Below are 23,431 nucleotides of genomic sequence, written 5' to 3'. Positions count from 1 at the left end.
ATTTCGGTGCTATTCAAAGCCCGCAACAGCCTGTTTGCGACACTTTTGGCGCCGGGGGTTTTTCTCCGTTCGACGGCGCGAATTCTCCGGTTTCAGGGGGTGGTATGAAGGACATTCTTCGTCGGCTTGAGGAGCGGCGCGCGGTGGCGCGGCTCGGCGGCGGCAGCAAGCGGATCGACGCGCAGCACGCCAAGGGCAAGCTGACGGCGCGCGAGCGCATCGAACTCCTGCTCGACGAGGGCTCCTTCGAGGAGTTCGACATGTTCGTCGAACATGACAGCCACGAATTCGGCATGGAGAAGCAGAAGATCCCCGGCGACGGCGTCGTCACCGGCTGGGGCACGGTCAACGGACGTCCGGTCTATCTCTTCGTCAAGGACTTCACGGTGTTCGGCGGCTCGCTGTCGCGTGCCCACGCCAAGAAGATGACCAAGGTCCAGGACATGGCGCTGAAGACCGGCGCCCCGATCATCGGTCTGTTCGACGCCGGCGGCGCGCGCATCCAGGAAGGCGTCGATGCGCTGGGCGGCTATGGCGATGTCTTTACGCGCAACGTCATGGCGTCGGGCGTCATTCCGCAAATCTCGGTCATTATGGGGCCCTGCGCCGGCGGCGACGTTTACTCGCCGGCCATGACCGACTTCATCTTCATGGTGCGCGACACATCCTACATGTTCGTCACCGGCCCCGATGTCGTCAAAACCGTCACCAACGAAACCGTGACGTCGGAACAGCTTGGCGGCGCTTCCATCCACACCACCAAATCCTCCGTCGCCGACGGCGCCTGGGACAATGACGTGATCGCGATGACGCAGATCCGCCGTCTCATCGATTTCCTGCCGTCTTCCAACCGCGACGATGTGCCGGAGCGCCCGTTCTTCGACGATGCGCTGCGCATCGAGAGTTCGCTCGACACGCTGATCCCCGCCAATCCCAACATGCCCTACGACATGAAGGAGCTGATCCTGAAGGTCGTGGACGAGGCCGACTTCTTCGAAATCCAGGAGAGCTTTGCCAAGAACATCGTCACCGGCTTTGCGCGCATCGAGGGCCGCACCGTCGGCATCGTCGCCAACCAGCCGATGGTGCTGGCCGGCGTGCTCGACTCGGATGCCAGCCGTAAGGCGGCGCGCTTCGTGCGCTTCTGCGATTGCTTCTCCATCCCCATCGTCACTTTCGTCGATGTGCCGGGCTTCCTGCCGGGCACCGCGCAGGAATATGGCGGCCTCATCAAACATGGCGCGAAGCTCCTCTTCGCCTATACCGAAGCGACCGTGCCGAAAGTCACCGTCATCACGCGCAAGGCCTATGGCGGCGCCTATGACGTGATGGCGTCGAAGCATATTCGCGGCGACATCAACTATGCCTGGCCCACCGCCGAAATCGCGGTGATGGGCGCCAAGGGCGCGGTCGAGATCATCCATCGCGCCGACATCGGCGACCCGGACAAGATCGCCGCCCACACCAAAACCTACGAAGACCGCTTCCTCAATCCCTTCGTCGCGGCCGAACGCGGCTATATCGACGAAGTCATCATGCCGCATTCCACGCGCATCCGCATCGCGCGGGCGCTCGCGCTCCTCCGCCACAAGGAGCTCGAGAATCCGTGGAAGAAGCACGACAACATTCCGCTGTGAGGAGCGAGGGGATGCAACGTGCCTTGACAACTTTCACCTCCCCCTCGCGGGGAGGTCGGCGCGCGCAGCGGGCCGAGTGGGGGGCTTGTGAGGCAGCGGTTGTTTTTCCGAAGAGACCCCCCACCCCAACCCCTCCCCGCAAGGGGGAGGGGCTTTTGTCCGCCCCCGCTTCGCAAGGTCACCGCTGATGTTCAAGAAAATCCTGATCGCCAACCGGGGCGAAATTGCCTGCCGCGTCATCAAGACGGCGAAGAAAATGGGCATTGCGACGGTTGCGGTCTATTCGGCCGCCGACAAGGACGCGCTGCATGTCGAGATGGCGGATGAAGCTGTCGCCATCGGCGCGGCGCCGGCGTCGGAATCCTATCTGGTGATCGATAAAATCATCGCCGCCTGCAAGGAGACGGGCGCGGAAGCCGTGCATCCGGGCTATGGCTTCCTGTCGGAGAATGCGAAATTCGCGCAGGCGCTCGCCGACAACGGCATCGCCTTCATCGGCCCCAACATCAAGGCCGTCGAGGTGATGGGCGACAAGATCGAGTCGAAGAAATTCGCCAACGCCGCCAAGGTCAACACGGTGCCGGGCTATCTCGGCGTGATCAAGGACGTGGCGGAAGCGACCAAGATCGCCAACGAGATCGGCTATCCGGTGATGATCAAGGCGTCGGCCGGCGGCGGCGGCAAGGGCATGCGCATCGCCTGGTCCGAAAAGGAAGTCGCCGACGGCTTCACCTCGTCCATGTCGGAAGCCAAGTCCTCCTTCGGCGACGACCGCGTCTTCATCGAGAAATTCGTCACGCAGCCGCGCCACATCGAAATCCAGGTGCTGGGCGACCGCCACGGCAATGCGATCTATGTGATGGAGCGCGAATGCTCGATCCAGCGCCGCAACCAGAAGGTCATCGAAGAAGCGCCGTCGCCGTTCCTCGACGAGAAGACGCGCAAGGCGATGGGCGAGCAGGCGGTGGCGCTGGCGAAAGCGGTGGACTATGAAAGCGCCGGCACCGTCGAATTCATCGTCGACAAGGACCGCAATTTCTATTTCCTCGAAATGAACACGCGTCTCCAGGTCGAGCATCCCGTCACCGAGCTCATCACCGGCATCGATCTTGTCGAACAGATGATCCGCGTCGCCGCCGGCGAAAAGCTCGCCATCAAGCAGTCGGACGTCAAGATCAAGGGCTGGGCGATCGAGAGCCGCGTCTATGCCGAAGACCCCTACCGCAATTTCCTGCCCTCCACCGGCCGTCTCGTGCGCTACCAGCCGCCGGCCGAAGGCACGGCGAACGGTCTCACGGTGCGCAACGACACCGGCGTCTATGAAGGCGGCGAGATTTCGATGTTCTACGATCCGATGATCGCCAAGCTCTGCACGCATGGGCCGGACCGCCTCGCCGCCATCGACCGCATGGCGCTGGCGCTCGACGAGTTCCACATCGAGGGCATCCAGCACAACATTCCCTTCGTCAACGCGATCATGGAGCATCCGCGTTTCCGCTCCGGCAACATCACCACCGGCTTCATCGCCGAGGAATATCCGGACGGCTTCCACGGCGTTCCGCTGGCGGATGAGCGCGCGGTGCGTTTCGCGGCCATCGCCGTTTTCATCAACGCGATCCATGCGGCGCGCGCGGTGCAGATTTCCGGCCAGCTTTCGGGCCGCCCGCGCAAGCTTCCCAGCGAATGGGTCGTCTCGGTCGGCGACTGGAACCAGCGCGTGACGGCGGAAGACGCGAACGGTGCGTTGCGCGTCGTCTTCCTCGACGACAAGGGCGCGAAGGGCGAAAGCCATCTGGTGCGCAGCCAGTGGGTGCCGGGGCAGGCCGTCTTCCGCGGCGAGGTCGATGGCGTGCCCATGACGGTCGAAATCGTTCGCGCCAAGCAGGGCTACATCCTGCGCTATCGCGGCGCGTCCGCCCATGCCGTTGTCCGCACGGTTGTCGGGCATCGCCTGAACGCGTTGATGCCGGAAAAGATCGCGGCCGACACTTCGAAACTTCTGCTCTGCCCGATGCCGGGTCTCGTGAAAGCCATTCACGTCAGCGAAGGCCAGGAAGTCAAAGCCGGCGAGGCGCTCGCCGTCGTCGAGGCGATGAAAATGGAAAACATCCTGCGCGCCGAATTCGACTGCACCGTCGAAAAAGTCAACGCCGCGCCGGGCGACAGCCTCGCGGTAGACGCGGTGATCATGGAGTTCGCGTAAGAGGGGTGGTCCGCCTCGGTGTTTGCCGCTGCGCTTGCCCAAAATAAAAATGTCACCCCGGCGAAAGCCGGGGTCCACGGGCTTCACCTTGTGCCGCGCCGCCCATGGTTCCCGGCTTTCGCCGGGATGACACCTCATGTTTGGGGCAGGTCCGGGGCAGACGACACCCCCGCACCCCATGCGCCTGCCACATTCCCGCGCTATAGTCCTCTCCGGGGCTGAGGGAAAATGCGAGGAGAGGCCATGCGAACCGCGATCCTGTCTTGCCTGTTTGCCGTGACGACGCTTGCCGCCGCCCATGCCGAGCCGGCCTCGGGCCGCGCGGTCGAGTGGGTCAGCGGCAAGGATGTCTTCGCGGCGGCGGAAGAACTCACCATCGACCGCCGGGTCGACGGCGCGCTGACGGCGGCCGGCCAGATCGTCATTCTGACGCGCGATGCGCATGTGAAGGGCGATGCCTGGATCGCGGCGCGGCGCGCGGCGATCGAGGGCGAACTCGAAGGCGATCTCTCGATCCGCGGGCAGGAAGCCCTCATCAACGGCCATGTGAAAGGCGACGTCACCTTCTACGGCGTCGAGCTGTCGCTCGGGCCGGATGCGCGCATCGACGGCGATCTCGACTATTTCTCGGCCTCGACGGCGAAGATCGACAAAGGCGCCGTCGTCAAGGGCGAGGTCAATGGCAATGCCTTCCGCATCGGCGGCGACACCGTCGCGCGCGACGACACGCGCGAACGCTGGCGCGACAGCCACATGCGCGAACGCGGCGGCGGTCTCTCGGCGCCCGGCTATCACATGTCGGCGGGCGGCGCGGTCGTGTTCGGCGGCCTCGCCCTGCTGCTCGGTCTCGTCGCGCCGGGTGCTGCGGCGCGGATGCGCGATGCCGCCGTCGCCGAGCCGTGGCAGGCGCTCGGCCTCGGCATGGTCTGGCTCATTGGTGTGCCGGTGCTGGCGGTCGCCACCGCGATCACGCTGGTCGGGCTGCCGGTCGCCTTCCTGCTGATGCTGCTTTATCCGCTCGGCATCGTCTTCGGCCTCGTTGCGGCGCTCACCGCGCTTGGCGGTCTCATCGCGGCGCGCATCGGCTCGGCGGGCGAGGGCGCGCTCGGCCTTGTCGTCGGCATCGTGCTGGCCGCGGCCCTGCTCTGGCTCGCCATCTCGATCCCGGTCATCGGCGCCATCGTCTGGCTCGCCGCCGTCGCCGCCGGCCTCGGCCTCGTCGTCATGGCGCTGTGGGGGCCGGAACGGGCGGCTTCATAGCGCGGCGCCAAAACCGGGGATAAGTATTTTTGCCTTTCCGTGCGGAAAAACTTGTCCCCGGTTTTTCGCCGTCGGCCGGCGCGGTGCGTCAAGGCGGGGATAAACCCGAGGACAAATTGAATATCAGTCCGTACACGGATATTTATTCTTGCGGTTTGTGACAGATTTTTGACAGTCGTGTAACAGTTCTTCGTCCGGAATCTGCGTTCGGGTGGCGAAGTCCTTCAGGTCACAACAAAACTCCGGATTATCCCCGATACCGTCTGTGTACGGATGTTTTTAGCGCGCGCCGAAGACGCTGTCGAAGGTTTCGCGCAGCGCGGCGTCCACGTCCGCCATCGTCGCCTTGCGGCCGAGATCGGCGAGGCTGGTGACGCCGTGTTGTGCGATCCCGCACGGCACGATCCCCGAAAAATGATCGAGGTCGGGGTCGACGTTGAGGCTAACCCCATGAAACGTCACCCATTTCCGCAAGCGCACGCCGATGGCGGCGATCTTGTCTTCGGCCGTCAGCCCGCGCTCGGGCCGCCGCACCCAGACGCCGACACGGTCTGCCCGCGTCTCGCCGGTCACGTCGAAGCGCGCCAGCGTGGCGATCAGCCAGGCTTCGAGGTCCTGCACATAGGCGCGCACGTCGGGCTTGCGCCGCTTCAGGTCGAGCATCACATAGGCCACCCGCTGGCCGGGCCCGTGATAGGTGTACTGACCGCCGCGCCCGGTCTTGAAGACGGGAAAGCGTTTGGGATCAATGAGATCGGCGTCGTCGGCGCTGGTCCCGGCGGTATAGAGCGCCGGGTGTTCGAGCAGCCAGACGAGCTCCGGGGCGGTCCCGTCGGCGATCGCCGCCACCCGCGCCTCCATCTCCGCCACCGCCGTTTCATAAGGTACCGGCGCATCCGCAACACGCCATTCGACGTTTTGCGTGCTCGTGTCGGGGAGCGGCAGGGGCTTAACCATCGGGTAACTCTAGCATGGCAATTTGGTAGTCCGGTAAAGCACTTGGGGCCCTTTCGGCTCCCCGGGTCAAGTGGGGTTGCGCGTGAATTCGGTCAACAATGTCTTCGTTGAAATCTCGGTTGTCCTCGGGCGGACGACGCTGCCGATCCATCAGCTTTTGCGGATGGGGCGCGGTGCGGTCATCGAGCTCGGCACTGTGCAGGACGAGGAAGTCTGGATCCTCGCCAACAACGTGCCGATCGCGCGCGGCGAGATCGTGGTCAAGGGCGAACGCGTCGCCGTCTCGATCACGTCGATCGTTTCCAGCATTGAGGCGGGCGAGCGACAGGACTGAAATCATTCAGCTATTTCGTTTCGGCAGGGGCTCCATCCGGAGCCCTTTTTTATTGTTCTACATTTATATTTGTGTGAATTATAGAATTATACGGACTTAAGTTGAATTATTCGGCACAATCGCTATCTCTAACGGGAATTGGAAGGCTTGCTGCCCCCGGAGGTGCGCACCGTGTTTCCAGTCATGCTCGATCTCGGCTCCCTCAAGGCGATGCTCGTCGGTGAGGGGGAGCTGGCCGAAAGGCGGCTCGCGGCGCTCGACGCCTCGGGCGCGGCCCATCTGGAGGTCTATTCCGGGTCGCCCACGCCGGCGCTCGTCAAGCAGGCCGGGAAGCGCCTCAAGGGCGCGCGGCCCACAGGCGAGGCATTCCGGGGCGCTCGCGTCGTGTTTATCGCGGGTCTGGGCGATGCCGAAAGCGTGGCGCTGGCCGGGCAGGCGCGGGCGGCAGGGGCCTTGGTCAATACAGAGGATGTGAAGCCGCTCTGCGACTTTCACGTGCCCTCGGTCATGCGGCGCGGCGACCTGACGATCACCGTTTCGACGGGCGGCAAGGCGCCGGGCCTGTCGCGGCGGTTGCGGCGGCATCTGGAAGGATTGTTCGGGTCCGAATGGGCCGGGCGTCTTGACGAACTGGGCCGGCAGCGCAAAACGTGGCGCATGCAGGGTCTCGAAGCGGCCGATGTCGGTCGCCGCGTCGATGCCTATATCGAAGAGAAAGGCTGGTTGCCATGACGGCACTGGATTTGAGCCGGCGTCCCCGCGCCGCCGCGGTCACCGAAAGCCGCGCCGCGATCATGGACGCGCCGACGCTCGTTTCGCCGCGGCTGACCGCATTGCGCGAGGCCCATCAAGGGCTTACGGGGCAGGCGCTGCTCGAGCAGATGATCCGCACGGAGTTTTCCGGCCGCATCGCCGTGGTCTCGTCCTTCGGTGCCGAGTCCGCCGTGCTCCTACACATGGTCGCCGAGATCGATCCGTCGACGCCGGTGATTTTTCTCAACACCGGCAAGCTCTTCGGCGAAACGCTGCGCTATCGTGACCGCCTTCAGGAGAAGCTCGGCCTCACCGATCTGCGCGCTGTCGGCCCGCATCCGGCCGACCTTGCCGCGAAGGATCCCAATGGCGGTCTGTGGAACAGCGATCCCGATGCCTGCTGCCATGTCCGCAAGGTGCTGCCGCTGGAGCGGGCGCTGAAAGGCTTCGACGCCTCGATCACCGGCCGGAAGCGCTTCCAGACCTCCACCCGCGCGACCATGGACCCGATCGAGGAAGAGCGCGTGCGCGGCACCGGCGAGCCGGGGTCCGCCGCCGGAAGCCGCTTTAAAATCAACCCGCTGGCCTTCTGGGGCGAGGCGGAGCTCGACGCCTATGTCGATGCGCACAAGCTGCCGCGCCATCCGCTGGTCAAGGACAACTACCTCTCCATCGGCTGCATGCCCTGCACCGAGCGCGTGCCCGAAGGCGGGTCCTATCGCGACGGCCGTTGGGTTGGCCGCGACAAGGACGAGTGCGGCATCCACCTGCCGGCCAATCTGGACGGCGACGGGATTTGATCGGTTTCCGCTAAACCCCTGTACCGCCTCAATTTGCAGCTTGAGCAAGCCATCCGGATTTGTTACATCGGCGCGGCTTGCGAACATGCGGTCGTGGCGGAATTGGTAGACGCGCAGCGTTGAGGTCGCTGTGGGGTAACTCCCGTGGAAGTTCGAGTCTTCTCGACCGCACCATATTCAGGCAAGCCTCCAAAGCCGGTCGCCGGCGCTTCCCGAAGCGCTGGTGCCGGTTTTTTGTTTCAAGGCCCGGCAGTGGCGGGAACCGGCCAAATAACGCACACTCGCGTTCCGTTTCAGGATCAGGATTCGCAGGCGCCGATTGACCGAAATTTCGACACCACATGCGAGCGAAGAAACGACCGACGAGGCGTTGTCGCCTGCCTTCGTGCGCTCGGTCGTCGATGCGGTCGACCGGGGCGACAAGGCGCAGGCGCGCGAGCTCGTATTGCCGTTGCGCTCGGCCGATACCGCGGAACTCCTTGAACTTTTGCGCAGCGACGAGCGCCGCGACCTTGTCGAGATGCTCGGTTCCGATCTCAATCCGGAGGTGCTGAGCGAGCTTGACGAGAGTGTCCGCGACCATGTGATGGAGTTGCTCGATCCGAAGGACATCGCCGCCGCGCTGACGGAAATGGATTCGGACGACGCCGTCTATCTGCTCGAGGACATGGACGAGGCCGAGCAGCGCGAAATCCTCGATCAGTTGCCGGCGAGCGAGCGCGCGGCACTCGAACAATCGCTCGACTATCCGGAGTACAGCGCCGGCCGGCTGATGCAGCGCGAGCTTGTTGCCGTGCCGCCGTTCTGGGATGTTGGCCAGACGCTCGACTATCTGCGCGAAGCCGAGGAACTGCCGCACGAATTCTACGAAATCTTCGTTGTCGATGCCGGTCACAAACCGATCGGCACCGTGCCGCTGTCGCGCGTCACGCGCTCGAAGCGGCCGGTCAAGATATCGGAAATCATGGAGACCGAGCAGACGCTGATCCCGGTCGCGATGGATCAGGAAGAGGTGGCGCTGCAATTCACCAAATACGATTTGATCTCGGCGGCTGTCGTCGACGACGACGGCCGTCTCGCCGGCGTCATCACGGTTGACGACATCGTGGAAGTCATCAGCGATGAAGCAGCCGAAGACATCCGCCTGCTTGCCGGTGTCGGTGAGGAAGCGATTTCCGACACGGTGCTGCAGACGAGCCGCAGCCGCGTTCCCTGGCTTGCCGTCAATCTGGTGACGGCGGTCATCGCCGCATCTGTGATCGCGCTGTTCGATGCGGCGATCGAAAAGATGGTTGCGCTCGCCGTTCTGATGCCGATCGTCGCCTCGATGGGTGGCAATGCTGGCACGCAAACGATGACCGTGACGGTGCGCGCACTGGCGACGCGCGATCTCGTCCATTTCAACGCGCGTCGAACCATCCTGCGCGAGATGCTGGTCGGATTGCTGAACGGCCTGATTTTCGCCGGTCTGCTTGGGGGTATTGGCGGGCTGATATTCCAGAATGCCTGGCTTGGCGGTGTTTTGGCGGCGGCGATGATGATTAACCTCGTGGTCGCCAGCCTGACGGGCATTCTCGTTCCGCTGGGTCTTGATAAACTCGGGGCGGACCCGGCCGTTTCGTCGCCTGTCTTTGTGACAACGACGACGGATGTGGTCGGTTTCTTTGCGTTCCTGGGACTCGCGGCGGTGATCCTGTTTTACTGAGCGTGCTGGCGGGGTAGGAGAGTTGAGCGATGCGTAGTGCGAGCGGTTCCGGTGTTTCAGCAATTATTCTGGGCGTGGGGCTTTGTCTCGCCGCGGCACCGGCCCTGGCCGAAGGCTGGCGCGACGGGACGCCGATGACGACGGCGCGCGCCTTCGCCGGCGCGGCATTGATTGGCGACGACCTCTATGTGGTCGGCGGCGACAGTACGTCGGGGCCGCGCTCGGTCGCGGAGATCTACGATGTGCGCGGCGACATCTGGCGTGCGGCCGTGGCGTTGCCGGTCGGGTTGCAGCAATTCGGCATGGCCGAACTCAATGGCCGGCTCTTCGTCGCCGGTGGACACGAGGCGCCGCCGCCCCGGCGCGCCGACGGATTGTTCGGGTCGGACGGTGCTTCTGCTGCCGATGCGACGACAGACGGCGGCGATACGGACAATGTCTGGATCTTCGATCCGAAAATCGGAACCTGGATTTCCGGTCCGTCGATGCCGGCGGCGCGCGCCGGTCACGGTCTTGTCGCCGTCGATGGCAAGCTCTACGCAATCGGCGGGCGCGGCGAGGGCGCGTCGCGGGTTTTCGTCTACGATCCGGGCCGCGACCGCTGGAGCGTATCGGGGTCGCCAATGCCGTCGCCGCGCCTTGCCTCCGCCTATGTGGCGGCGGGCGGCCTCATCTATGCAATCGGCGGGCTCGACAGCAGCGGGGCGGCGTCGTCGCGGGTCGACATTTTCGATCCGTCGAACGGCAACTGGCGGACGGGGCCATCGTTGCCCGAGCCTCGCGCCGGGCATGTCGCGGCCGTTCTCGGCGGCAAGCTGCATGTCACGGGCGGCGAACAGCGGCGTCCGTTGCGCACCCATGCCGATCATTTCGTGTTCGATCTGGCGGCCGGCACATGGCGCCGCGCACCCTCAATGCCGACGCCGCGCCACGGCGCCGTTGCGGCGGCCTCGGACGGCCGCTTCATTGTGGTCGGCGGCAGTCCGGGCGCCGGTGTCTACACGGTCTTCACCGAGTCCGACATGGTCGACATCTACTCGGAGTGAGGCATTCCTATTTCATCAGCCGCAATGCCCTGAAGCCCATCGGGGCAAGGCCGGTCATGTAGAAGCCGAGAATGGCCGCGCCGAGATAAAGCGTGGCAACCCGCGGCAGACCGGCGGCTGCGCCGCCTGTGTCGATGGCCCCGCGCAGCGCGAAAAGCACCACGATGCCGCCGACGGCCATGACGGCCATCTGCCAGATCGCCGGGCGCGGTCCGCGTCTGGGGACCAGCCGATAGTCGAGTGTCTGTCCGGCGACCCAACCGAAAAGCAGGAACAGGACCGAGGTGTGGCCGTAGAAGCTGCTTCCCGCCTCGCCTTCGGGCGGCCAGACCAGCCAGAGCAGCGGCACCAGCGCCACAAGGACCGCCATGTGGACGAGGACGGGCAGGCGCCGCCAGAAATCGAATGACGGGCCGAGAAGCCAGATGAAGAGGACGATGCTTGCCAGGCCGAGGGCGATGCCGGTCAGGACGTCGTCGACATCATGGACGCCGACATAGAGCCGGCTCAGCGCCACGCCGGCGGCGATCAGGATGGCCGCGACCCAGGCCCAGCGGCGGCGCATTTCATAGGCGAGCCACAGCCACATGGCGGCGGCGACCTGTGCATGGCCCGACGGGCGGCCCGGCGAACCTTCGACGCGATTGTCGATCCAGTAGCGCGGGTCGGGACGGGCGTCCTGCCAGAAATCCTTCAGCCAGCCGTTGATGACGGCGGTGATGGCGATGAGGACCGCAAGGCGCGTGAATATCGCGCGGTCCCAGAGCCAGTATCCCAGCGGCAGGAACATCAGGAAAAACGGCGTATAGCCGAGCCAGGTGAAGCCGTTGGCGATCGGCGTCGCCCAGTCGTGGCGCAGCGGCAGCACCCAATCCATGCTGTGCAGGAAATCTTCCACCGAGCGTCCCCCCATAGGCGCGGCCGGTTTGGCGGCCGCTTGTTTTAGGCTAGGGTTCTGCCCCGAATCCCGGCCTCGGTTGCCAGTCTAAGCGCGGAAACAGCCTCATGTCACAAAACCGTCACGAAACCGATCCCGTCGTTATCGTCAGCGCCGCGCGTACGCCTATGGGCGGCTTTCAAGGCGCGTTGTCGGGCCTCACCGGGCCGGAGCTTGGCGCGGCGGCCGTCCGGGGCGCGGTGGCACGGGCGTCGCTCGGACCGAAGGAAATCGACGAAGTGCTGATGGGCTGTGTGCTTTCGGCCGGCGCAAAGCAGGCGCCGGCGCGCCAAGCGGCGCTGAAGGCGGGTCTCGACGAGAAAACGCCCTGCACGACGGTCAACAAGATGTGCGGCTCGGGCATGAAAGCCGTGATGATGGCGCATGACGCGATCGTCGCCGGTCACGGCGATGTCGTTGTTGCGGGCGGTCTCGAAAGCATGACCAATGCACCTTACCTGCTGCCGAAAGCGCGCGGCGGGTTGCGGCTCGGGCATGGCGAGATCAAGGACCACATGTTCCTCGACGGTCTCGAAGATGCCTATGAAGGGCGGTTGATGGGCTCCTATGCCGAGGATACCGCGCAGCACTATCAGTTCACGCGCGACGCGCAGGATGCCTATGCGTTGGAGTCGCTGAAGCGGGCGAAGCAGGCGGTCGAGGGCGGCACGTTCGCACCGGAAATCGTGACCGTCAGCGCGCCGGGCCGGAAGGGTGCCGTCGATGTCGCGCAGGACGAGCAGCCGCTGACGGCGGATGCATCGAAAATCCCGACACTGAAGCCCGCCTTCGCGAAGGACGGCACGGTGACGGCGGCCAATTCAAGCTCGATTTCCGATGGCGCGGCGGCGCTGGTGTTGATGCGTTTGTCGGAGGCCGGGAAGCGCGGTCTTGCGCCACTTGCCGCCATTCGCGGTCATACGATGCATGCGCAGGCGCCGGCCTGGTTTTCGACCGCACCGGTCGGCGCGATCTCGAAGCTGCTGGAACGCACCGGCTGGACGACCAAGGATGTCGATCTGTGGGAGGTCAACGAGGCTTTTGCCGTGGTCGCGATGGCCGCGATCAAGGAACTCAACCTCAGCCACGACAACATGAACATTTATGGCGGCGCCTGCGCGCTCGGTCATCCGATCGGTGCTTCGGGGGCGCGCATCCTCGTGACGCTGCTCAACGCTTTGCAGCAGACCGGCGGCAAGCGCGGCGTCGCCTCGCTCTGCATCGGCGGCGGCGAGGCGACGGCGGTAGCGATCGAACGGCTGAACTAGGCGGCAGCCTGCCCGAGCGACGCTTTCACATGTTCGGCGAGCGCGATCAGGCCGTTCAGCGGACGGATCAGCACTTCGATATGGCTCATCCGGCCGTCTGCGTCGACGGTGATGCGGTCGATGCCCTTCAGCTTCGTGTCGCCGATGCGCGACTCGAATTCGAGGATGATCTCATTGCCGTCGATCCACTCCTTCGTGTAGGTGAAATCCTCGAAACCGGCGACAACGGTGGTCAGAATGGCGATCACATAATCCTTCGAGGTCTTCGGCTTGTAGAAGGCGGGGGAGGAGATCGTGGCGCCGTCGGCGACAATGGTCTGCAGCAGCGCCGGGTCGTGGTTCTCGACATAGGCGTACCAGCGGGTCAGAAAGGTCTGGGCGGGATCGCTCATCTGTCAGGCTCCTGTCCGGTGCATTTATAACGGTGTTATAGTTTAGGAAGAAGTGCCCCGTCAATGCCTCTTCACCTGATCAAGCTTTGCGTTGGCGCAGATGATATTGCGGATCTGGCGACATGGCAGGCGGCGCGGCTCGCCGACATGAAAAAACGCCGTCAGCCGCAGAAACTCGTTCACATCACGCGCATGGTGCCGAAGCGCGCCGACGAAATCCTGGCCGGCGGCTCGCTCTATTGGGTGATGAAGGGCGTCATTCGCTGTCGCCAGCGTCTGATCGGCATCGAACCGTTCAAGGACGGCGAGGGCATCGGTCGCTGCCGCCTCGTGCTCGACAAGGAAATCGTGGCGACACGCCGGCAGGAACGGCGGCCCTTTCAGGGCTGGCGTTATTTCGAGGCGAAGGACGTGCCGCCCGACGTGAAGAAGGGCGATGCGGGTGCGGACATGCCGGATGAGATGCGGCGCGAACTGGAAGAGCTCGGGCTGATCTGACGTCCCGCCCGTCCGGGCGGGTGACAGGGCTTGCCGTCTATGGTGGGCTTTGGAAAACGGAGCGGGGGAAGAGCGATGCGCCGGGATATCGAATTCAAGACCGAAGACGGCGTGACGTTGCGCGGCTGGTTCTATCCGGCGAAAGGCGTGGCGGGGCCTGCTCCAACCGTTGTCATGGCGCATGGCTTTTCCGCCGTGAAGGAAATGTATCTCGACGATTTCGCTGCTTTCTTTGCCGAGGCTGGCGTGGCGGCGCTGGTTTATGACCATCGCAATCTCGGGGCGAGCGATGGCGAGCCGCGCGGACATATCGACCCGCGGCAGCAGATCGACGGATATCGCGATGCGATCACTCATGCGCAATCGATGAAGGAAGTCGATCCGGACCGCATCGGCATTTGGGGTTCGAGCTATTCGGGCGGGCATGTGCTGGTGGTGGCCGCTATCGACAGGCGCGTCAAATGCGTGATTGCGCAGGTACCGCTGGTCGCCGGGCTCGAGACCGCGCGGCGGCTGATCCGGGGCGATCATTGGAAGGGCCTGCGCGCGGGTTTCGATGCCGACCGCGCGGCGCGGATGGGAGGCGCGGCGCCCGCCCGTATGCCCGTCACCGCGCCGGAGGGCGAACCCTCGGCGTTGCCGACAGCCGACACTTTTGAGTTTTTCACGACATTCAGCAAAGAGCGCGAGACGTCGTGGCGGAACGACGTGACGCTGCAATCGGTGGAGCTCTTCACCGAATACGAACCCGGCATCTACATTCCGCGCATTTCGCCGACACCGCTGCTGATGGTGGGGGCGCTCGAAGACCATCTGACGCCATTCGACATGACGGCGGCTGCCTATGAAACGGCGCTGGAGCCGAAGAAATTCCTGGCGCTGCCCTGCATGCATTTTGAGGCCTACACCGGGGATATGTTCGCGATGTCCGCGCCGGTGCAGCGCGACTGGCTGACGACGCATCTCAAGTGAGGCGTCAGACCGGCATGTTGTCGATCAGGCGCGTCTTGCCGATTTTCGCGGCGACCAGAATGCGCGCCGAGCTTGTCGGACGATCGTCCGGAAAAGCGGCCAGTGAGGCGGCGTCGCGGATTTCGAGATAGTCGAGCTTGTCGAAACCGAGGGCGAGGATTCTTGCAGCGCCGGCTTTCGCCGCTTCAGAAATAAGTGTGCCGGCAGAAACACTTGCAGCCGTTTCCCGAAGGACCACATTCAATTGTCCGGCGGCTTTTCGTTCGCCGGGCGTCAGATAGACATTGCGCGACGACATGGCGAGACCGTCGGTTTCACGCATGATCGGGCCGCCGAGGATTTCGACCGGGATGTCGAGATCGGCGACCATGCGGCGGATCACCGCGAGCTGCTGCCAGTCCTTCTCGCCGAAGATCGCAATGTCGGGCATGGCGCGCAGGAGCAGTTTGGCTACAACCGTCGCGACGCCGGCAAAATGCGTAGGCCGGAACTGTCCTTCGAGCGGCTCGGAGACGCCGCTGAGCGAAATCGTCGTCGAGAAGCCTTGCGGGTACATATCGGCAGCGTCCGGCGCGAAAATCAGGTCGGCCTTGCCGTCGAGCTTCGCCGCGTCGGCCGCCTCGGTGCGGGGATAAGCCGAGAAATCCTCATGTGGCGCGAACTGAGTCGGGTTGACGAAGATCGAAACGACGACACGCTCCGTCTTCGCCCGTGCGAGGTCGGCCAGCGACAGATGCCCCTCGTGAAGGGCGCCCATCGTCGGCACCAGCGCGACGGTCTCGCCCCTCGTGCGCCATTCGGCGACGGCGGCGCGCAGGTCGGCGGCGTTGCGGGCGACGGGGATTTTGTGGCTCGCGGTGTCGAGCGGCATCTCAGGCGAGCTTGCCTTCGATCGCCCGCGCGAACAGATCCTCATAGACCGGTACGCTCATCGGCAATGGATTGCCGCCGGTGCAGGGATCTTCCTGCGCCATGGCCGCGAGTTGCGGGATGATGCCGCTATCGACGCCGATCTCGTTCAGTGTGTTCGGAATGCCGATCTCCTCACGCAACGCCAGAACCCAATCGACGAAGCCATTGAAACTGCGGTCCTTCAGGGCGAGGTAGTTGGCGGCCGCGACGATCTTTTCCTCGATGGCCTTGCGATTGTGCAGCAGCACATAGGGCATCACGACAGCGTTGGTGAGCCCATGATGGGTTCCGCGCAACGACGAGCAGGGGTGGCTCATCGCATGCATCGAGCCGAGACCTTTCTGGAACGCCGTCGCACCCATCGAAGAGGCGGCGAGCATGAACGAGCGCGCCTCGACGTTGCTGCCGCGCTTGACGGCTTCCGGCAGCCATTCCTTGCATAGCCGCATGCCTTCAAGCGACACGCCCTGCGCCAGCGGGTGCCAGAAGGGCGCGCAATAGGCTTCGAGATTGTGGGAGAGTGCGTCCATGCCGGTTGCCGCCGTGATGTTCGGTGGCAGGCCGATGGTCAGTTCCGGATCGCAGATCACATCGACCGGCATCATTTTCGGATGGAAGATGATCTTCTTGGTGTGATCGCTCTCGTCCGTGATGACCGCGGCGCGGCCGACTTCCGAGCCGGTGCCTGCTGTTGTCGGCACGGCGATGACCGGCGCGATGCCCTTGGGGTCAGCGCGGGTCCACCAGTCCTCGCGATCTTCGTAGTCCCACATCGGCCGCGTCTGGCCCGACATGAAGGCAACGGCTTTGCCCGCATCCATGGCGCTGCCGCCGCCGAACACGATCACGCCGTCATGCTTGCCGCGTTGATATGCCTTCAGGCCCGCCTCGACATCGGCGCCGACAGGGTTGGGATGTACGTCGGCGAAAAGTGCGGCAGCGAGACCGTTCCTTTCGAGGAGGGCGAGCGCCTCGGCGATCATCGGCAGCGGCTTCAGGCCGGGGTCGGTGACCAGCAAGGGCCGTTCTATGCCGGCGGCGCCGCAGGCTTCGGCCAGTTCCTTGATGCGACCGGCGCCAAAGCGCATTTTGGTCGGGAAGTTCCAATTGCCGACAAGATTGGGATAGATGTCGATCATTTTGTTTGCGTTCTCAGGTGATAGCTCTTGGGGCGCGTCAGGCTTTCATAGCCGACAGGCGACAGCGTGGCGCCGCGGCCGGTGTTCTTGACGCCGGTCCAGGCGAGCGCAGGATCGAGGTAGTCGCAGCGGTTGAGGAAGAATGTACCGGTTTCGAGCCGGTTGCCGAGCTTTTCGCCGGTTTCCGTATCTTCCGTCCAGACAGAGGCGGTAAGTCCATAGGGGCTGTCGTTCATCAGTGCGACGGCCTCGTCGTCCGACGACACTTTCATGATGCCGATCACCGGGCCGAAAGTTTCCTCGCGCATCACTTCCATCTGGTGGTTGACGCCCACCAGCACTTCAGGGCCAAGATACGGCGTGCCCGGCAGCGAAGCCGGAAAATGCGCTTCGCCGATCAGTGCTTTCGCGCCGCTGCGCACGGCCTGAGCGATCTGGCCGCGCACGAACGTGGCGGCGGAAGTGCGCACCATCGGGCCGATTGTCGTTTCGGGATCGAGGGGATCGCCGAGTTTGTACTTTTTCGTCAGGTCGACGAAACCTTCGACGAAATCGTCATAGACATCGGCATGGACGTAGAGCCGTTCCTTGCCGCAGCAGGACTGGCCGGAATTGAAATAAGCGCCGTCGACCAGGTTTTCGACGGCGAAGGGAAGGTTGGCGTCGGCACGGACATAGGCCGGGTCCTTGCCGCCGAGTTCGAGCCCGATGCCGATGAAGCGGTTGACGGCGGCTTTCACCACCGAACGTCCGCCGGCGACCGAGCCGGTAAACTGCACAAAATCGACGCGCGAATCGCCGATCGTTCGCTCGGTCATGTCATGGCTCATATGGATCGCCTGAAAGAGGCCGTCCGGCGCGCCGGCCTTTTCGAAGGCCATGGCGAAGCGCTCGGCGCAAAGCGGCGTCTGGCCGGAGTGCTTCAGGATGATCGCATTGCCGGCCGTGATTGCCGGGACGACCGAATTTACGGCGATCAGATAGGGGTAGTTCCAGGCGGCGATCGCGAGCACCGTGCCGACCGGCTCGCGGCGCACCCAGCGGCGGAAGCCCTCCTTCGGTCCAGCGTCGATATCGGCGAGTGTTTTCGGCGCAATGCCGATCATGTAGCGCGCACGTTCCTCGAAACCGCGCAACTCGCCGGCGCCATAGGCGACGGGCCGGCCCATCTGCCAGGCAAGCTCCGGCACGACTTCGTCTTTCATCGCGACGAAAGCTTCGGTGAAACGGGTGCAAAGCGCGGCGCGCTCGGCGAGGGGCACAAGCTTCCATGCAGCCTGTGCGGCGCGCGCAGCATTCAGCGCGCCGTCGACTTCCTCCCACGAGGCAAGGGGCCGCTCGGCATAGACTGTGCCGTCGACCGGCGAAATAACCTTCAGTGTATCGCTCATCCGCGCTCGAAGCCTCTCTTCAATTCCCAATCCGTCACCCGCCGCTCGTATTCGAATTGCTCCCAGCGGCCGGTGTGGAGATAGTGCTCGACGACGTCGTCGCCGAGAGCGGCGCGGAGCGTATCCGACTTTTCCAGTTCGGTCAGGGCGTCGCGCAGGTTCTTCGCCAGCGACGGAATGCCGCTGCTGACATAGGCATCGCCGGAAAACTCGGGCTCCAGAGCCATTTTCTTTTCGACCCCGTCAAGGCCGGCCGCCAGCAACGAGGCAAAGGCGAGATAGGGGTTCAGGTCGGCGCCGCCGATGCGGCATTCGATGCGCAGGCTCTTGCCCTGACCGCACATCCGGAAGCCGGCCGTTCGATTGTCGTTGGACCAGACGATGTTGGTCGGCGCGAAGGAGCCGTTGACGAAGCGCTTGTAGGAATTGACCTGCGGCGCCAGGAAATAAGTCAGTTCGCGCGCGTGCCGAAGCTGGCCGGCCAGGAATTGCTGACACAGCTCCGACATGCCGTGCGGTTTGGCGTCCTTGTCGAAGAAATGCGCCTCCTTGGCCTTCTCATCCCAGAGCGACATATGGATATGGCAGGATGAACCGGCCAGTTCGTAGTTCCATTTGGCCATGAAGGTAATTGCCTTGCCGTGCAGCCAGGCGATCTCCTTGATGCCGTTTTTCAGGATTGTATGCCGGTCGGCCATTTCGAGCGCCTCGGCATAGCGGATATTGATTTCCTCCTGTCCGGGCCCCCACTCACCCTTCGAGTTTTCGACGGGAATGCCCGCGCCCTCGAGACCGTTGCGGATCGCGCGCATGATGCCTTCCTCTTTCGAGGTGGCGAGCACGTGGTAGTCCTCGATGTACCAATTGGCGGTCTTGAGCCCCTGATAGCGCTTTTCATGCGCCGCTTCGTAGGTGTCGTCGAAGAGATAGAATTCGAGCTCCGATGCGGTGAAGGCTTTCATCTTCATCGCGGCGACGCGCTTCAGCTGTTTTTTCAGAATGGCACGCGGCGCGTGGGGCACATCCTCGCCGTGATGATCGAGCGTGTCGCAAAGGACGAGGGCGGTTGCCGGCAGCCAAGGAATGCGGCGCAACGTTGCCATATCCGGCTTCAGCACGAAGTCGCCATAGCCCTGCGCCCAGCTTGCCGCCTTGTAGCCCGGCACCGGTTCCATGTCGGTGTCGACGGTCAGAAGATAATTGCATGCATGCGTTTCGTGGACGGCGGTGTCGAGGAAATATCCCGCCGCCATGCGTTTCCCGACCAGACGGCCCTGCATGTCCGGCATGGCCATGACCACCGTGTCGATTTCGCCGGCGGCGATGAGATCGGAGAGTTTGTCGAGCGTGAGCATGCCGTTCATTCGAAAAGACCCCTCGGGATTGCCGCTTCAGGGAGTGGGGCGGAAATGCGGTTTCAGTGCGTTTCCGCCGGCAGAGCAGGCCGAGTGTAGCCGGACCGACGGGGGGGACCGCAAGTGCGACGCGTTGCTGCGTTTCGGGGCTGGAACGGTTGACGCTCATGGCCGTACTACCCACACTCCGCTCGCGATTCGAGTGCTGGTTTTGTGGGGGCATATGACTGAATCCGGGGGCGGGCGCCGGCCTGCCCATGTGATCGTTCTGGGCAATGAAAAAGGCGGGTCGGGCAAAACGACCACCGCCATGCATGTGATTGCGTTGCTGTTGCATGAGGGGCTGCGCGTCGGATCGATCGACCTCGACGGGCGGCAACGTTCGCTGACGCGCTACGTCGAGAACCGCCGGGCCTGGGCCGAGGCTGCGGGGGTCAAGCTCGTGATGCCCGACCATGAGGTGATCGCGCGTTCGACGCATGGAACGGTCAGCGAGGCCAATGCGGCGGACGAGGCGGCGCTCGACGCCGTCATGGCGCGGCTTGCGGCGGCGAACGACTTCATCGTCATCGATTGTCCGGGTAGCGACAACCATCTATCGCGGCTCGGCCATGCCCGAGCGGACACGCTCGTTACGCCGATGAACGACAGTTTCGTCGATTTCGACCTCTTGGGACGTGTCGACCCGCAGACCTATCGCATCAAGGGGCCCAGCGTTTACAGCGAGATGGTGTGGGAGAGCCGCAAGCGGCGGGCGATGCGCGACGGCGGCGAAATCGACTGGATCGTGATCCGCAACCGTCTTTCGCATCTCGACGCCAAGAACAAGCGCCGCGTCGAGGCGGTGCTTGATGCGTTGGCGGACCGGATCGGCTTTCGCACCGGACCGGGTTTCGGCGAACGCGTCATCTTTCGCGAGATGTTTCCATCAGGCCTGACACTGCTCGATTTGCGGGAAGAGGGGGTCGAGGCGCCGATGTCGATGTCGCATGTCGCGGCGCGCGCCGAAGTGCGGGCGCTGATCGACGCTTTGGCGTTGCCTGTCGAAGAACGGCGAATGCCGGCCTAGCCGCGGCCTTCGGCTTTGGCGGTCTGGGGCATGGCCCAGTTTGCCGGCGGAATGGCGATGCAGGGGATGCTTTGACGCGCGAGACGCCCGCAAGCGGTCTTTGCCGCCGTTTCATTGTCGAAGCCACCGAAGCGCGAGCGATAGAGCGTGCGATTGTCGGCGGTCTTGACCGGGATCGTGACCGGAACGGCGGTGCCAAGTTCACCCGGCGCGGCGCGAAGCGCCTTGCGGATGCTGCCGACGGCGTCGGCCTGATCGGCATAGGCGCCGATCTGGATGATCCATGTGCCATCGGGAATAAGGGGGTCGCCCTCGCGCCAGGACTGTTTGGCGGCCGGCGCTGTGCGTGCAGGATCGAGTGCCGCTTCGCGGATCAACGGATTGGCGGGCGCGTCAGGACTGATACTGGCGTTTGCCGGTGCGACGAGGAAATTGCCAATCTCGCGGCCGGCATTGCGGCCTGCATCTTCGGCGGTGCGAAGTGCCGCCACCGCGTAGGCGGTGACATTGTCGACAGGCGCCGCGGGCTTTGCGGCGGCCGGCGCCGTTTCGGTGAGGGCTGCCGTCATGACGGGCGCAGGTGACGGAAGAGGCGTCGCGGCGCTGGCGTCGCCTTCGGCGATGATCCCATCGCCGGTGTCGGCGCTTTCGTCAACGGCCGCAGCAAGCTGGAGCAGCGCCGCACGGTCTTCCGCGGGAATGAGGCTGGCGGGTGCATCGGGTCTTACGACGGGAACGGGCGGCGGGGCTGCAGCGATTTGAGTCCGCCCGGTCTTCATTGCGACCGCCTGCGGGAAGGCGCGATCGAGAATCTCGACCATATGCTGGTCGCGCGACTTGGCTTTTTCACCGCCGATGACGACGCCGATCAAAAACTTGTCATCGCGTTCGACGATGGCCGTCAGGTTGAAGCCCGACGCATTGGTGTAGCCGGTCTTGAGACCGGTCGTGCCCCGGTACTCGCTCAGAAGGCGGTTGTGATTGCGGATATGAGACCGGCCCCAGGTGAACTGCTCGGTACCGAAATAGTGATAGTACTGCGGAAAGTCCTGATACATCCGCAGCGCCAGCGTTGCCTGATCCCGGGCGGTCGTCATCTGCGCACTGTTGGGCAGACCCGAAGCATTTTTGTAGGTCGTGCGCGTCATCCCCAGTTCGCGCGCCTTTTTTGTCATCAGATCGGCGAAGTTGGCCTCGGTGCCGGCGATGAAGGCACCTGTCGCCGAAGCGACGTCGTTGGCGGAGCGGGTGACGAGGGAGAGGATCGCATCCTCGACGCTGATCGTCTGCCCCGGACGCAGGCCAAGCTTCGACGGCGGCTGGTTGGCGCCGCGCTGTGTCATGGTGATCCGGGATTTGAGTGTCGCTTCGCGCTTCTCGAGTTTCTCGAAAAGGAGATAGAGCGTCATCACCTTGGTGAGGGAAGCCGGATAACGAAGTTCGTCGGCGCTGCGCGAATAGAGAATCTTGCCCGTATGGGCATCCATCACGAGAGCGGCGGTTTTGGGCTTTGCGGCATGGGCCGGGACAGCGGTCAGGACCGCGAGCAGGACTGCCGCCATAATGAAGGCGCCGCTCCTCAATCCATGAGAGACGCGCACGATACTCGCAAGCGCAGACCCCGACATCGTCCCGAAAACCCCTCTTGCCGGCAAATTCGGGTTAACCCGAACGTACCATTCCGACATCAACCCCACGAAACTGTAGCGCCGGGACCACAGTTTGCGAAGAGGCTTCGGTTCGAAAACCGCAAAAAATCTTATATTTTCCCGACGCTTGCGCTGATTGACCCAAGATAGACCCTAAGTGTTACCATTTGATTAATAGCGTTAAGGATTCGTTAACGAGATGGATGAGGGTGCCAGAATCGACGTATCCCACTATCCGGGGAGTTGTGCGAGGTGCGATGGATTTCCAGACTTTGAGGCTCACAGCGAAGCCTAACCAATATCTTGTGGCCCCCGCGGGCCTCTGCGCGCAGGCGAAGCCCCATCTTGCTGCACCCGAATTCGCCATCGCGCCCGCCGCGCTCAGGGCGATATTCCGCGACGTGGCGCTGGCGCAGCCGCGTGTCGTTCAGACCGGCGCCGACGATGCGACCCTTACGGATACCTATGTGCAGCGCAGCGCGTTTCTTGGTTTTCCGGACACCATCACGGTCCGGTTTCTCGCTGCGGGCAGCGGCCGGTCGAGCCTCGCGATCTATAGCCGCTCGCGCTACGGCTATTCGGATCTGGGTGTCAACAAGGCGCGTATCGATGCCTGGCTGCGCGATCTGGCCTCAAAATGCCCGGTTTGATTGGGTTAGGCTTTGAAATTCGCTATGGTCGACTATGTAATAGTGAACGTTGATGCTGACCGGGATGCCGATTGTCCGGCAGCAACGTGTCCCGGCACAGGTGGATACGGGATCGACACGACGATTTGGCAGGAACGGGGAATGTCGGACGACAGGCGGCGCGGCGATGAAGACGGTGGTACAGGCGCCGGGGTCATCACCCAGACGAAGCCGAAGACAAAGAAGCCCTCGCTCTACAAGGTTCTGCTGCTCAACGACGACTACACACCGATGGAGTTCGTCGTTCACGTTCTGGAGCGGTTTTTCAACAAGGGGAGGGACGAAGCGACTGTCATCATGCTTCATGTGCATCAACATGGGGTAGGCATTTGCGGCCTCTATACCTACGAGGTGGCGGAAACCAAGGTGACGCAGGTGATGGATTTCGCACAGCAGCATCAACATCCGTTGCAGTGCACGATGGAGCGAGAGTAGCGTTCAGGCTGTAGCCCAGCAGAAGGGAAG

Annotated in this window: 22 protein-coding genes and 1 tRNA gene; 15 read left to right on the top strand and 8 right to left on the bottom strand. The window is 63.7% G+C overall.

Annotation, left to right across the window (positions count from 1 at the left end; genetic code table 11):
• Window positions 1–104: 104 nt before the first annotated feature.
• The 3 genes from KF719_RS02270 to KF719_RS02260 all read left to right on the top strand — a co-directional run bounded on the left by KF719_RS02270 (window position 105) and on the right by KF719_RS02260 (window position 5,100).
• Window positions 105–1,637 (top strand): acyl-CoA carboxylase subunit beta, encoded by a 1,533-nt coding sequence (locus KF719_RS02270; RefSeq protein ID WP_293506750.1) that lies wholly within the window; start codon window positions 105–107, stop codon window positions 1,635–1,637.
• Between the two features lie 187 nt (window positions 1,638–1,824).
• Entirely contained in the window at window positions 1,825–3,840 is a 2,016-nt protein-coding gene (accC, locus tag KF719_RS02265) for an acetyl-CoA carboxylase biotin carboxylase subunit (protein WP_293506748.1), read from the top strand.
• A gap of 243 nt (window positions 3,841–4,083) precedes the next feature.
• A complete protein-coding gene (locus KF719_RS02260) occupies window positions 4,084–5,100 on the top strand; it encodes a polymer-forming cytoskeletal protein (RefSeq protein ID WP_293506746.1) in 1,017 nt (338 codons plus the stop codon).
• 279 nt (window positions 5,101–5,379) lie between these two features.
• Here KF719_RS02260 and lipB read toward each other — a convergent pair whose 3' ends face one another.
• Entirely contained in the window at window positions 5,380–6,057 is a 678-nt protein-coding gene (gene lipB / locus KF719_RS02255; RefSeq protein ID WP_293506744.1) for a lipoyl(octanoyl) transferase LipB, read from the bottom strand.
• A gap of 82 nt (window positions 6,058–6,139) precedes the next feature.
• Between lipB and KF719_RS02250 the strand changes: the two genes are divergently transcribed.
• From KF719_RS02250 to KF719_RS02225, 6 genes are all read left to right on the top strand, one after another.
• On the top strand, window positions 6,140–6,391 hold the full coding sequence (locus KF719_RS02250; protein WP_293506742.1) for a FliM/FliN family flagellar motor switch protein: 252 nt from the start codon (window positions 6,140–6,142) through the stop codon (window positions 6,389–6,391).
• Between the two features lie 183 nt (window positions 6,392–6,574).
• Window positions 6,575–7,123, top strand: coding sequence for an NAD(P)-dependent oxidoreductase (locus KF719_RS02245; protein WP_293506740.1), 549 nt, complete (start codon window positions 6,575–6,577; stop codon window positions 7,121–7,123).
• Entirely contained in the window at window positions 7,120–7,944 is an 825-nt protein-coding gene (locus KF719_RS02240; RefSeq protein ID WP_293506739.1) for a phosphoadenylyl-sulfate reductase, read from the top strand. The genes KF719_RS02245 and KF719_RS02240 overlap by 4 nt, the downstream gene beginning before the upstream one ends.
• 87 nt (window positions 7,945–8,031) lie before the next feature.
• Window positions 8,032–8,118: transfer RNA gene (locus KF719_RS02235), tRNA-Leu, on the top strand.
• A gap of 145 nt (window positions 8,119–8,263) precedes the next feature.
• Window positions 8,264–9,649, top strand: a complete 1,386-nt coding sequence (mgtE, locus tag KF719_RS02230; protein WP_293506737.1) for a magnesium transporter — start codon at window positions 8,264–8,266, stop codon at window positions 9,647–9,649.
• Between the two features lie 29 nt (window positions 9,650–9,678).
• Window positions 9,679–10,695: a kelch repeat-containing protein gene (locus KF719_RS02225; RefSeq protein ID WP_293506735.1), complete on the top strand. Its 1,017-nt coding sequence runs from the start codon at window positions 9,679–9,681 to the stop codon at window positions 10,693–10,695.
• A 7-nt stretch (window positions 10,696–10,702) separates the two neighbouring features.
• On the opposite strand, the gene KF719_RS02220 is transcribed toward KF719_RS02225, so the two are convergent.
• A complete protein-coding gene (locus tag KF719_RS02220) occupies window positions 10,703–11,593 on the bottom strand; it encodes a phosphatase PAP2 family protein (protein ID WP_293506734.1) in 891 nt (296 codons plus the stop codon).
• Between the two features lie 107 nt (window positions 11,594–11,700).
• On the opposite strand from KF719_RS02220, the gene KF719_RS02215 reads away from it, so the two are divergent.
• Entirely contained in the window at window positions 11,701–12,900 is a 1,200-nt protein-coding gene (locus KF719_RS02215; protein WP_293506732.1) for an acetyl-CoA C-acyltransferase, read from the top strand.
• On the opposite strand, the gene KF719_RS02210 is transcribed toward KF719_RS02215, so the two are convergent.
• Window positions 12,897–13,292 (bottom strand): nuclear transport factor 2 family protein, encoded by a 396-nt coding sequence (locus tag KF719_RS02210; RefSeq protein ID WP_293506730.1) that lies wholly within the window; start codon window positions 13,290–13,292, stop codon window positions 12,897–12,899. The two genes, KF719_RS02215 and KF719_RS02210, sit on opposite strands and share 4 nt — an antisense overlap.
• Window positions 13,293–13,355: 63 nt before the next feature.
• Here KF719_RS02210 and KF719_RS02205 point away from each other — a divergent pair, with 63 nt between their 5' ends.
• Together KF719_RS02205 and KF719_RS02200 are read left to right on the top strand one after the other, a co-directional pair.
• Window positions 13,356–13,790, top strand: coding sequence for a DUF1489 domain-containing protein (locus KF719_RS02205; protein ID WP_293506728.1), 435 nt, complete (start codon window positions 13,356–13,358; stop codon window positions 13,788–13,790).
• A gap of 75 nt (window positions 13,791–13,865) precedes the next feature.
• Entirely contained in the window at window positions 13,866–14,762 is an 897-nt protein-coding gene (locus KF719_RS02200; RefSeq protein ID WP_293506727.1) for an alpha/beta hydrolase, read from the top strand.
• A 4-nt stretch (window positions 14,763–14,766) separates the two neighbouring features.
• On the opposite strand, the gene panC is transcribed toward KF719_RS02200, so the two are convergent.
• The 4 genes from panC to KF719_RS02180 are packed head-to-tail and all read right to left on the bottom strand — an operon-like array spanning window position 14,767 to window position 19,568.
• Window positions 14,767–15,633 carry a pantoate--beta-alanine ligase gene (gene panC / locus KF719_RS02195; protein WP_293506725.1) on the bottom strand — a complete coding sequence of 289 codons (867 nt, stop codon included), beginning with the start codon at window positions 15,631–15,633 and terminating at the stop codon, window positions 14,767–14,769.
• A gap of 1 nt (window position 15,634) precedes the next feature.
• Window positions 15,635–16,813 (bottom strand): iron-containing alcohol dehydrogenase, encoded by a 1,179-nt coding sequence (locus KF719_RS02190; protein WP_293506723.1) that lies wholly within the window; start codon window positions 16,811–16,813, stop codon window positions 15,635–15,637.
• Window positions 16,810–18,204, bottom strand: a complete 1,395-nt coding sequence (locus KF719_RS02185) for an aldehyde dehydrogenase family protein (RefSeq protein ID WP_293506721.1) — start codon at window positions 18,202–18,204, stop codon at window positions 16,810–16,812. Before KF719_RS02185 ends, KF719_RS02190 begins: the two co-directional genes overlap by 4 nt.
• Window positions 18,201–19,568: a glutamine synthetase family protein gene (locus tag KF719_RS02180; protein WP_293506719.1), complete on the bottom strand. Its 1,368-nt coding sequence runs from the start codon at window positions 19,566–19,568 to the stop codon at window positions 18,201–18,203. The genes KF719_RS02185 and KF719_RS02180 overlap by 4 nt, the downstream gene beginning before the upstream one ends.
• Window positions 19,569–19,782: 214 nt before the next feature.
• On the opposite strand from KF719_RS02180, the gene KF719_RS02175 reads away from it, so the two are divergent.
• Window positions 19,783–20,628, top strand: a complete 846-nt coding sequence (locus KF719_RS02175) for a division plane positioning ATPase MipZ (protein WP_293506718.1) — start codon at window positions 19,783–19,785, stop codon at window positions 20,626–20,628.
• Here KF719_RS02175 and KF719_RS02170 read toward each other — a convergent pair.
• Window positions 20,625–22,190 carry a D-alanyl-D-alanine carboxypeptidase gene (locus KF719_RS02170; protein ID WP_293506716.1) on the bottom strand — a complete coding sequence of 522 codons (1,566 nt, stop codon included), beginning with the start codon at window positions 22,188–22,190 and terminating at the stop codon, window positions 20,625–20,627. The genes KF719_RS02175 and KF719_RS02170 overlap by 4 nt on opposite strands.
• A gap of 344 nt (window positions 22,191–22,534) precedes the next feature.
• Between KF719_RS02170 and KF719_RS02165 the strand changes: the two genes are divergently transcribed.
• Both KF719_RS02165 and clpS read left to right on the top strand, forming a co-directional pair.
• A complete protein-coding gene (locus KF719_RS02165; protein ID WP_293506714.1) occupies window positions 22,535–22,927 on the top strand; it encodes a DUF1499 domain-containing protein in 393 nt (130 codons plus the stop codon).
• A gap of 141 nt (window positions 22,928–23,068) precedes the next feature.
• On the top strand, window positions 23,069–23,401 hold the full coding sequence (gene clpS / locus KF719_RS02160) for an ATP-dependent Clp protease adapter ClpS (protein ID WP_293506712.1): 333 nt from the start codon (window positions 23,069–23,071) through the stop codon (window positions 23,399–23,401).
• Window positions 23,402–23,431: the final 30 nt, after the last annotated feature.

The organism is Parvibaculum sp. (genome assembly GCF_019635935.1).
Taxonomy (GTDB): Bacteria; Pseudomonadota; Alphaproteobacteria; order Parvibaculales; family Parvibaculaceae; genus Parvibaculum.
This window is presented reverse-complemented; position numbering and strand designations above follow the sequence as displayed.

What these genes read in the sequence shown, in the direction of transcription:
- accC (WP_293506748.1), top strand. Translation starts at nt 1,825, where the DNA reads ATGTTCAAGAAAATCCTGATCGCCAACCGGGGCGAAATTGCCTGCCGC.
- KF719_RS02200 (WP_293506727.1), top strand. Translation starts at nt 13,866, where the DNA reads ATGCGCCGGGATATCGAATTCAAGACCGAAGACGGCGTGACGTTGCGC.
- clpS (WP_293506712.1), top strand. Translation starts at nt 23,069, where the DNA reads ATGTCGGACGACAGGCGGCGCGGCGATGAAGACGGTGGTACAGGCGCC.
- lipB (WP_293506744.1), bottom strand. Translation starts at nt 6,057, where the DNA reads ATGGTTAAGCCCCTGCCGCTCCCCGACACGAGCACGCAAAACGTCGAA.
- KF719_RS02170 (WP_293506716.1), bottom strand. Translation starts at nt 22,190, where the DNA reads ATGGCGGCAGTCCTGCTCGCGGTCCTGACCGCTGTCCCGGCCCATGCC.
- KF719_RS02215 (WP_293506732.1), top strand. Translation starts at nt 11,701, where the DNA reads ATGTCACAAAACCGTCACGAAACCGATCCCGTCGTTATCGTCAGCGCC.
- KF719_RS02175 (WP_293506718.1), top strand. Translation starts at nt 19,783, where the DNA reads ATGACTGAATCCGGGGGCGGGCGCCGGCCTGCCCATGTGATCGTTCTG.
- KF719_RS02210 (WP_293506730.1), bottom strand. Translation starts at nt 13,292, where the DNA reads ATGAGCGATCCCGCCCAGACCTTTCTGACCCGCTGGTACGCCTATGTC.
- KF719_RS02185 (WP_293506721.1), bottom strand. Translation starts at nt 18,204, where the DNA reads ATGAGCGATACACTGAAGGTTATTTCGCCGGTCGACGGCACAGTCTAT.
- KF719_RS02270 (WP_293506750.1), top strand. Translation starts at nt 105, where the DNA reads ATGAAGGACATTCTTCGTCGGCTTGAGGAGCGGCGCGCGGTGGCGCGG.
- KF719_RS02190 (WP_293506723.1), bottom strand. Translation starts at nt 16,813, where the DNA reads ATGATCGACATCTATCCCAATCTTGTCGGCAATTGGAACTTCCCGACC.
- KF719_RS02225 (WP_293506735.1), top strand. Translation starts at nt 9,679, where the DNA reads ATGCGTAGTGCGAGCGGTTCCGGTGTTTCAGCAATTATTCTGGGCGTG.
- KF719_RS02260 (WP_293506746.1), top strand. Translation starts at nt 4,084, where the DNA reads ATGCGAACCGCGATCCTGTCTTGCCTGTTTGCCGTGACGACGCTTGCC.
- panC (WP_293506725.1), bottom strand. Translation starts at nt 15,633, where the DNA reads ATGCCGCTCGACACCGCGAGCCACAAAATCCCCGTCGCCCGCAACGCC.
- KF719_RS02240 (WP_293506739.1), top strand. Translation starts at nt 7,120, where the DNA reads ATGACGGCACTGGATTTGAGCCGGCGTCCCCGCGCCGCCGCGGTCACC.
- KF719_RS02245 (WP_293506740.1), top strand. Translation starts at nt 6,575, where the DNA reads ATGCTCGATCTCGGCTCCCTCAAGGCGATGCTCGTCGGTGAGGGGGAG.
- KF719_RS02180 (WP_293506719.1), bottom strand. Translation starts at nt 19,568, where the DNA reads ATGAACGGCATGCTCACGCTCGACAAACTCTCCGATCTCATCGCCGCC.
- KF719_RS02165 (WP_293506714.1), top strand. Translation starts at nt 22,535, where the DNA reads ATGGATTTCCAGACTTTGAGGCTCACAGCGAAGCCTAACCAATATCTT.
- KF719_RS02205 (WP_293506728.1), top strand. Translation starts at nt 13,356, where the DNA reads ATGCCTCTTCACCTGATCAAGCTTTGCGTTGGCGCAGATGATATTGCG.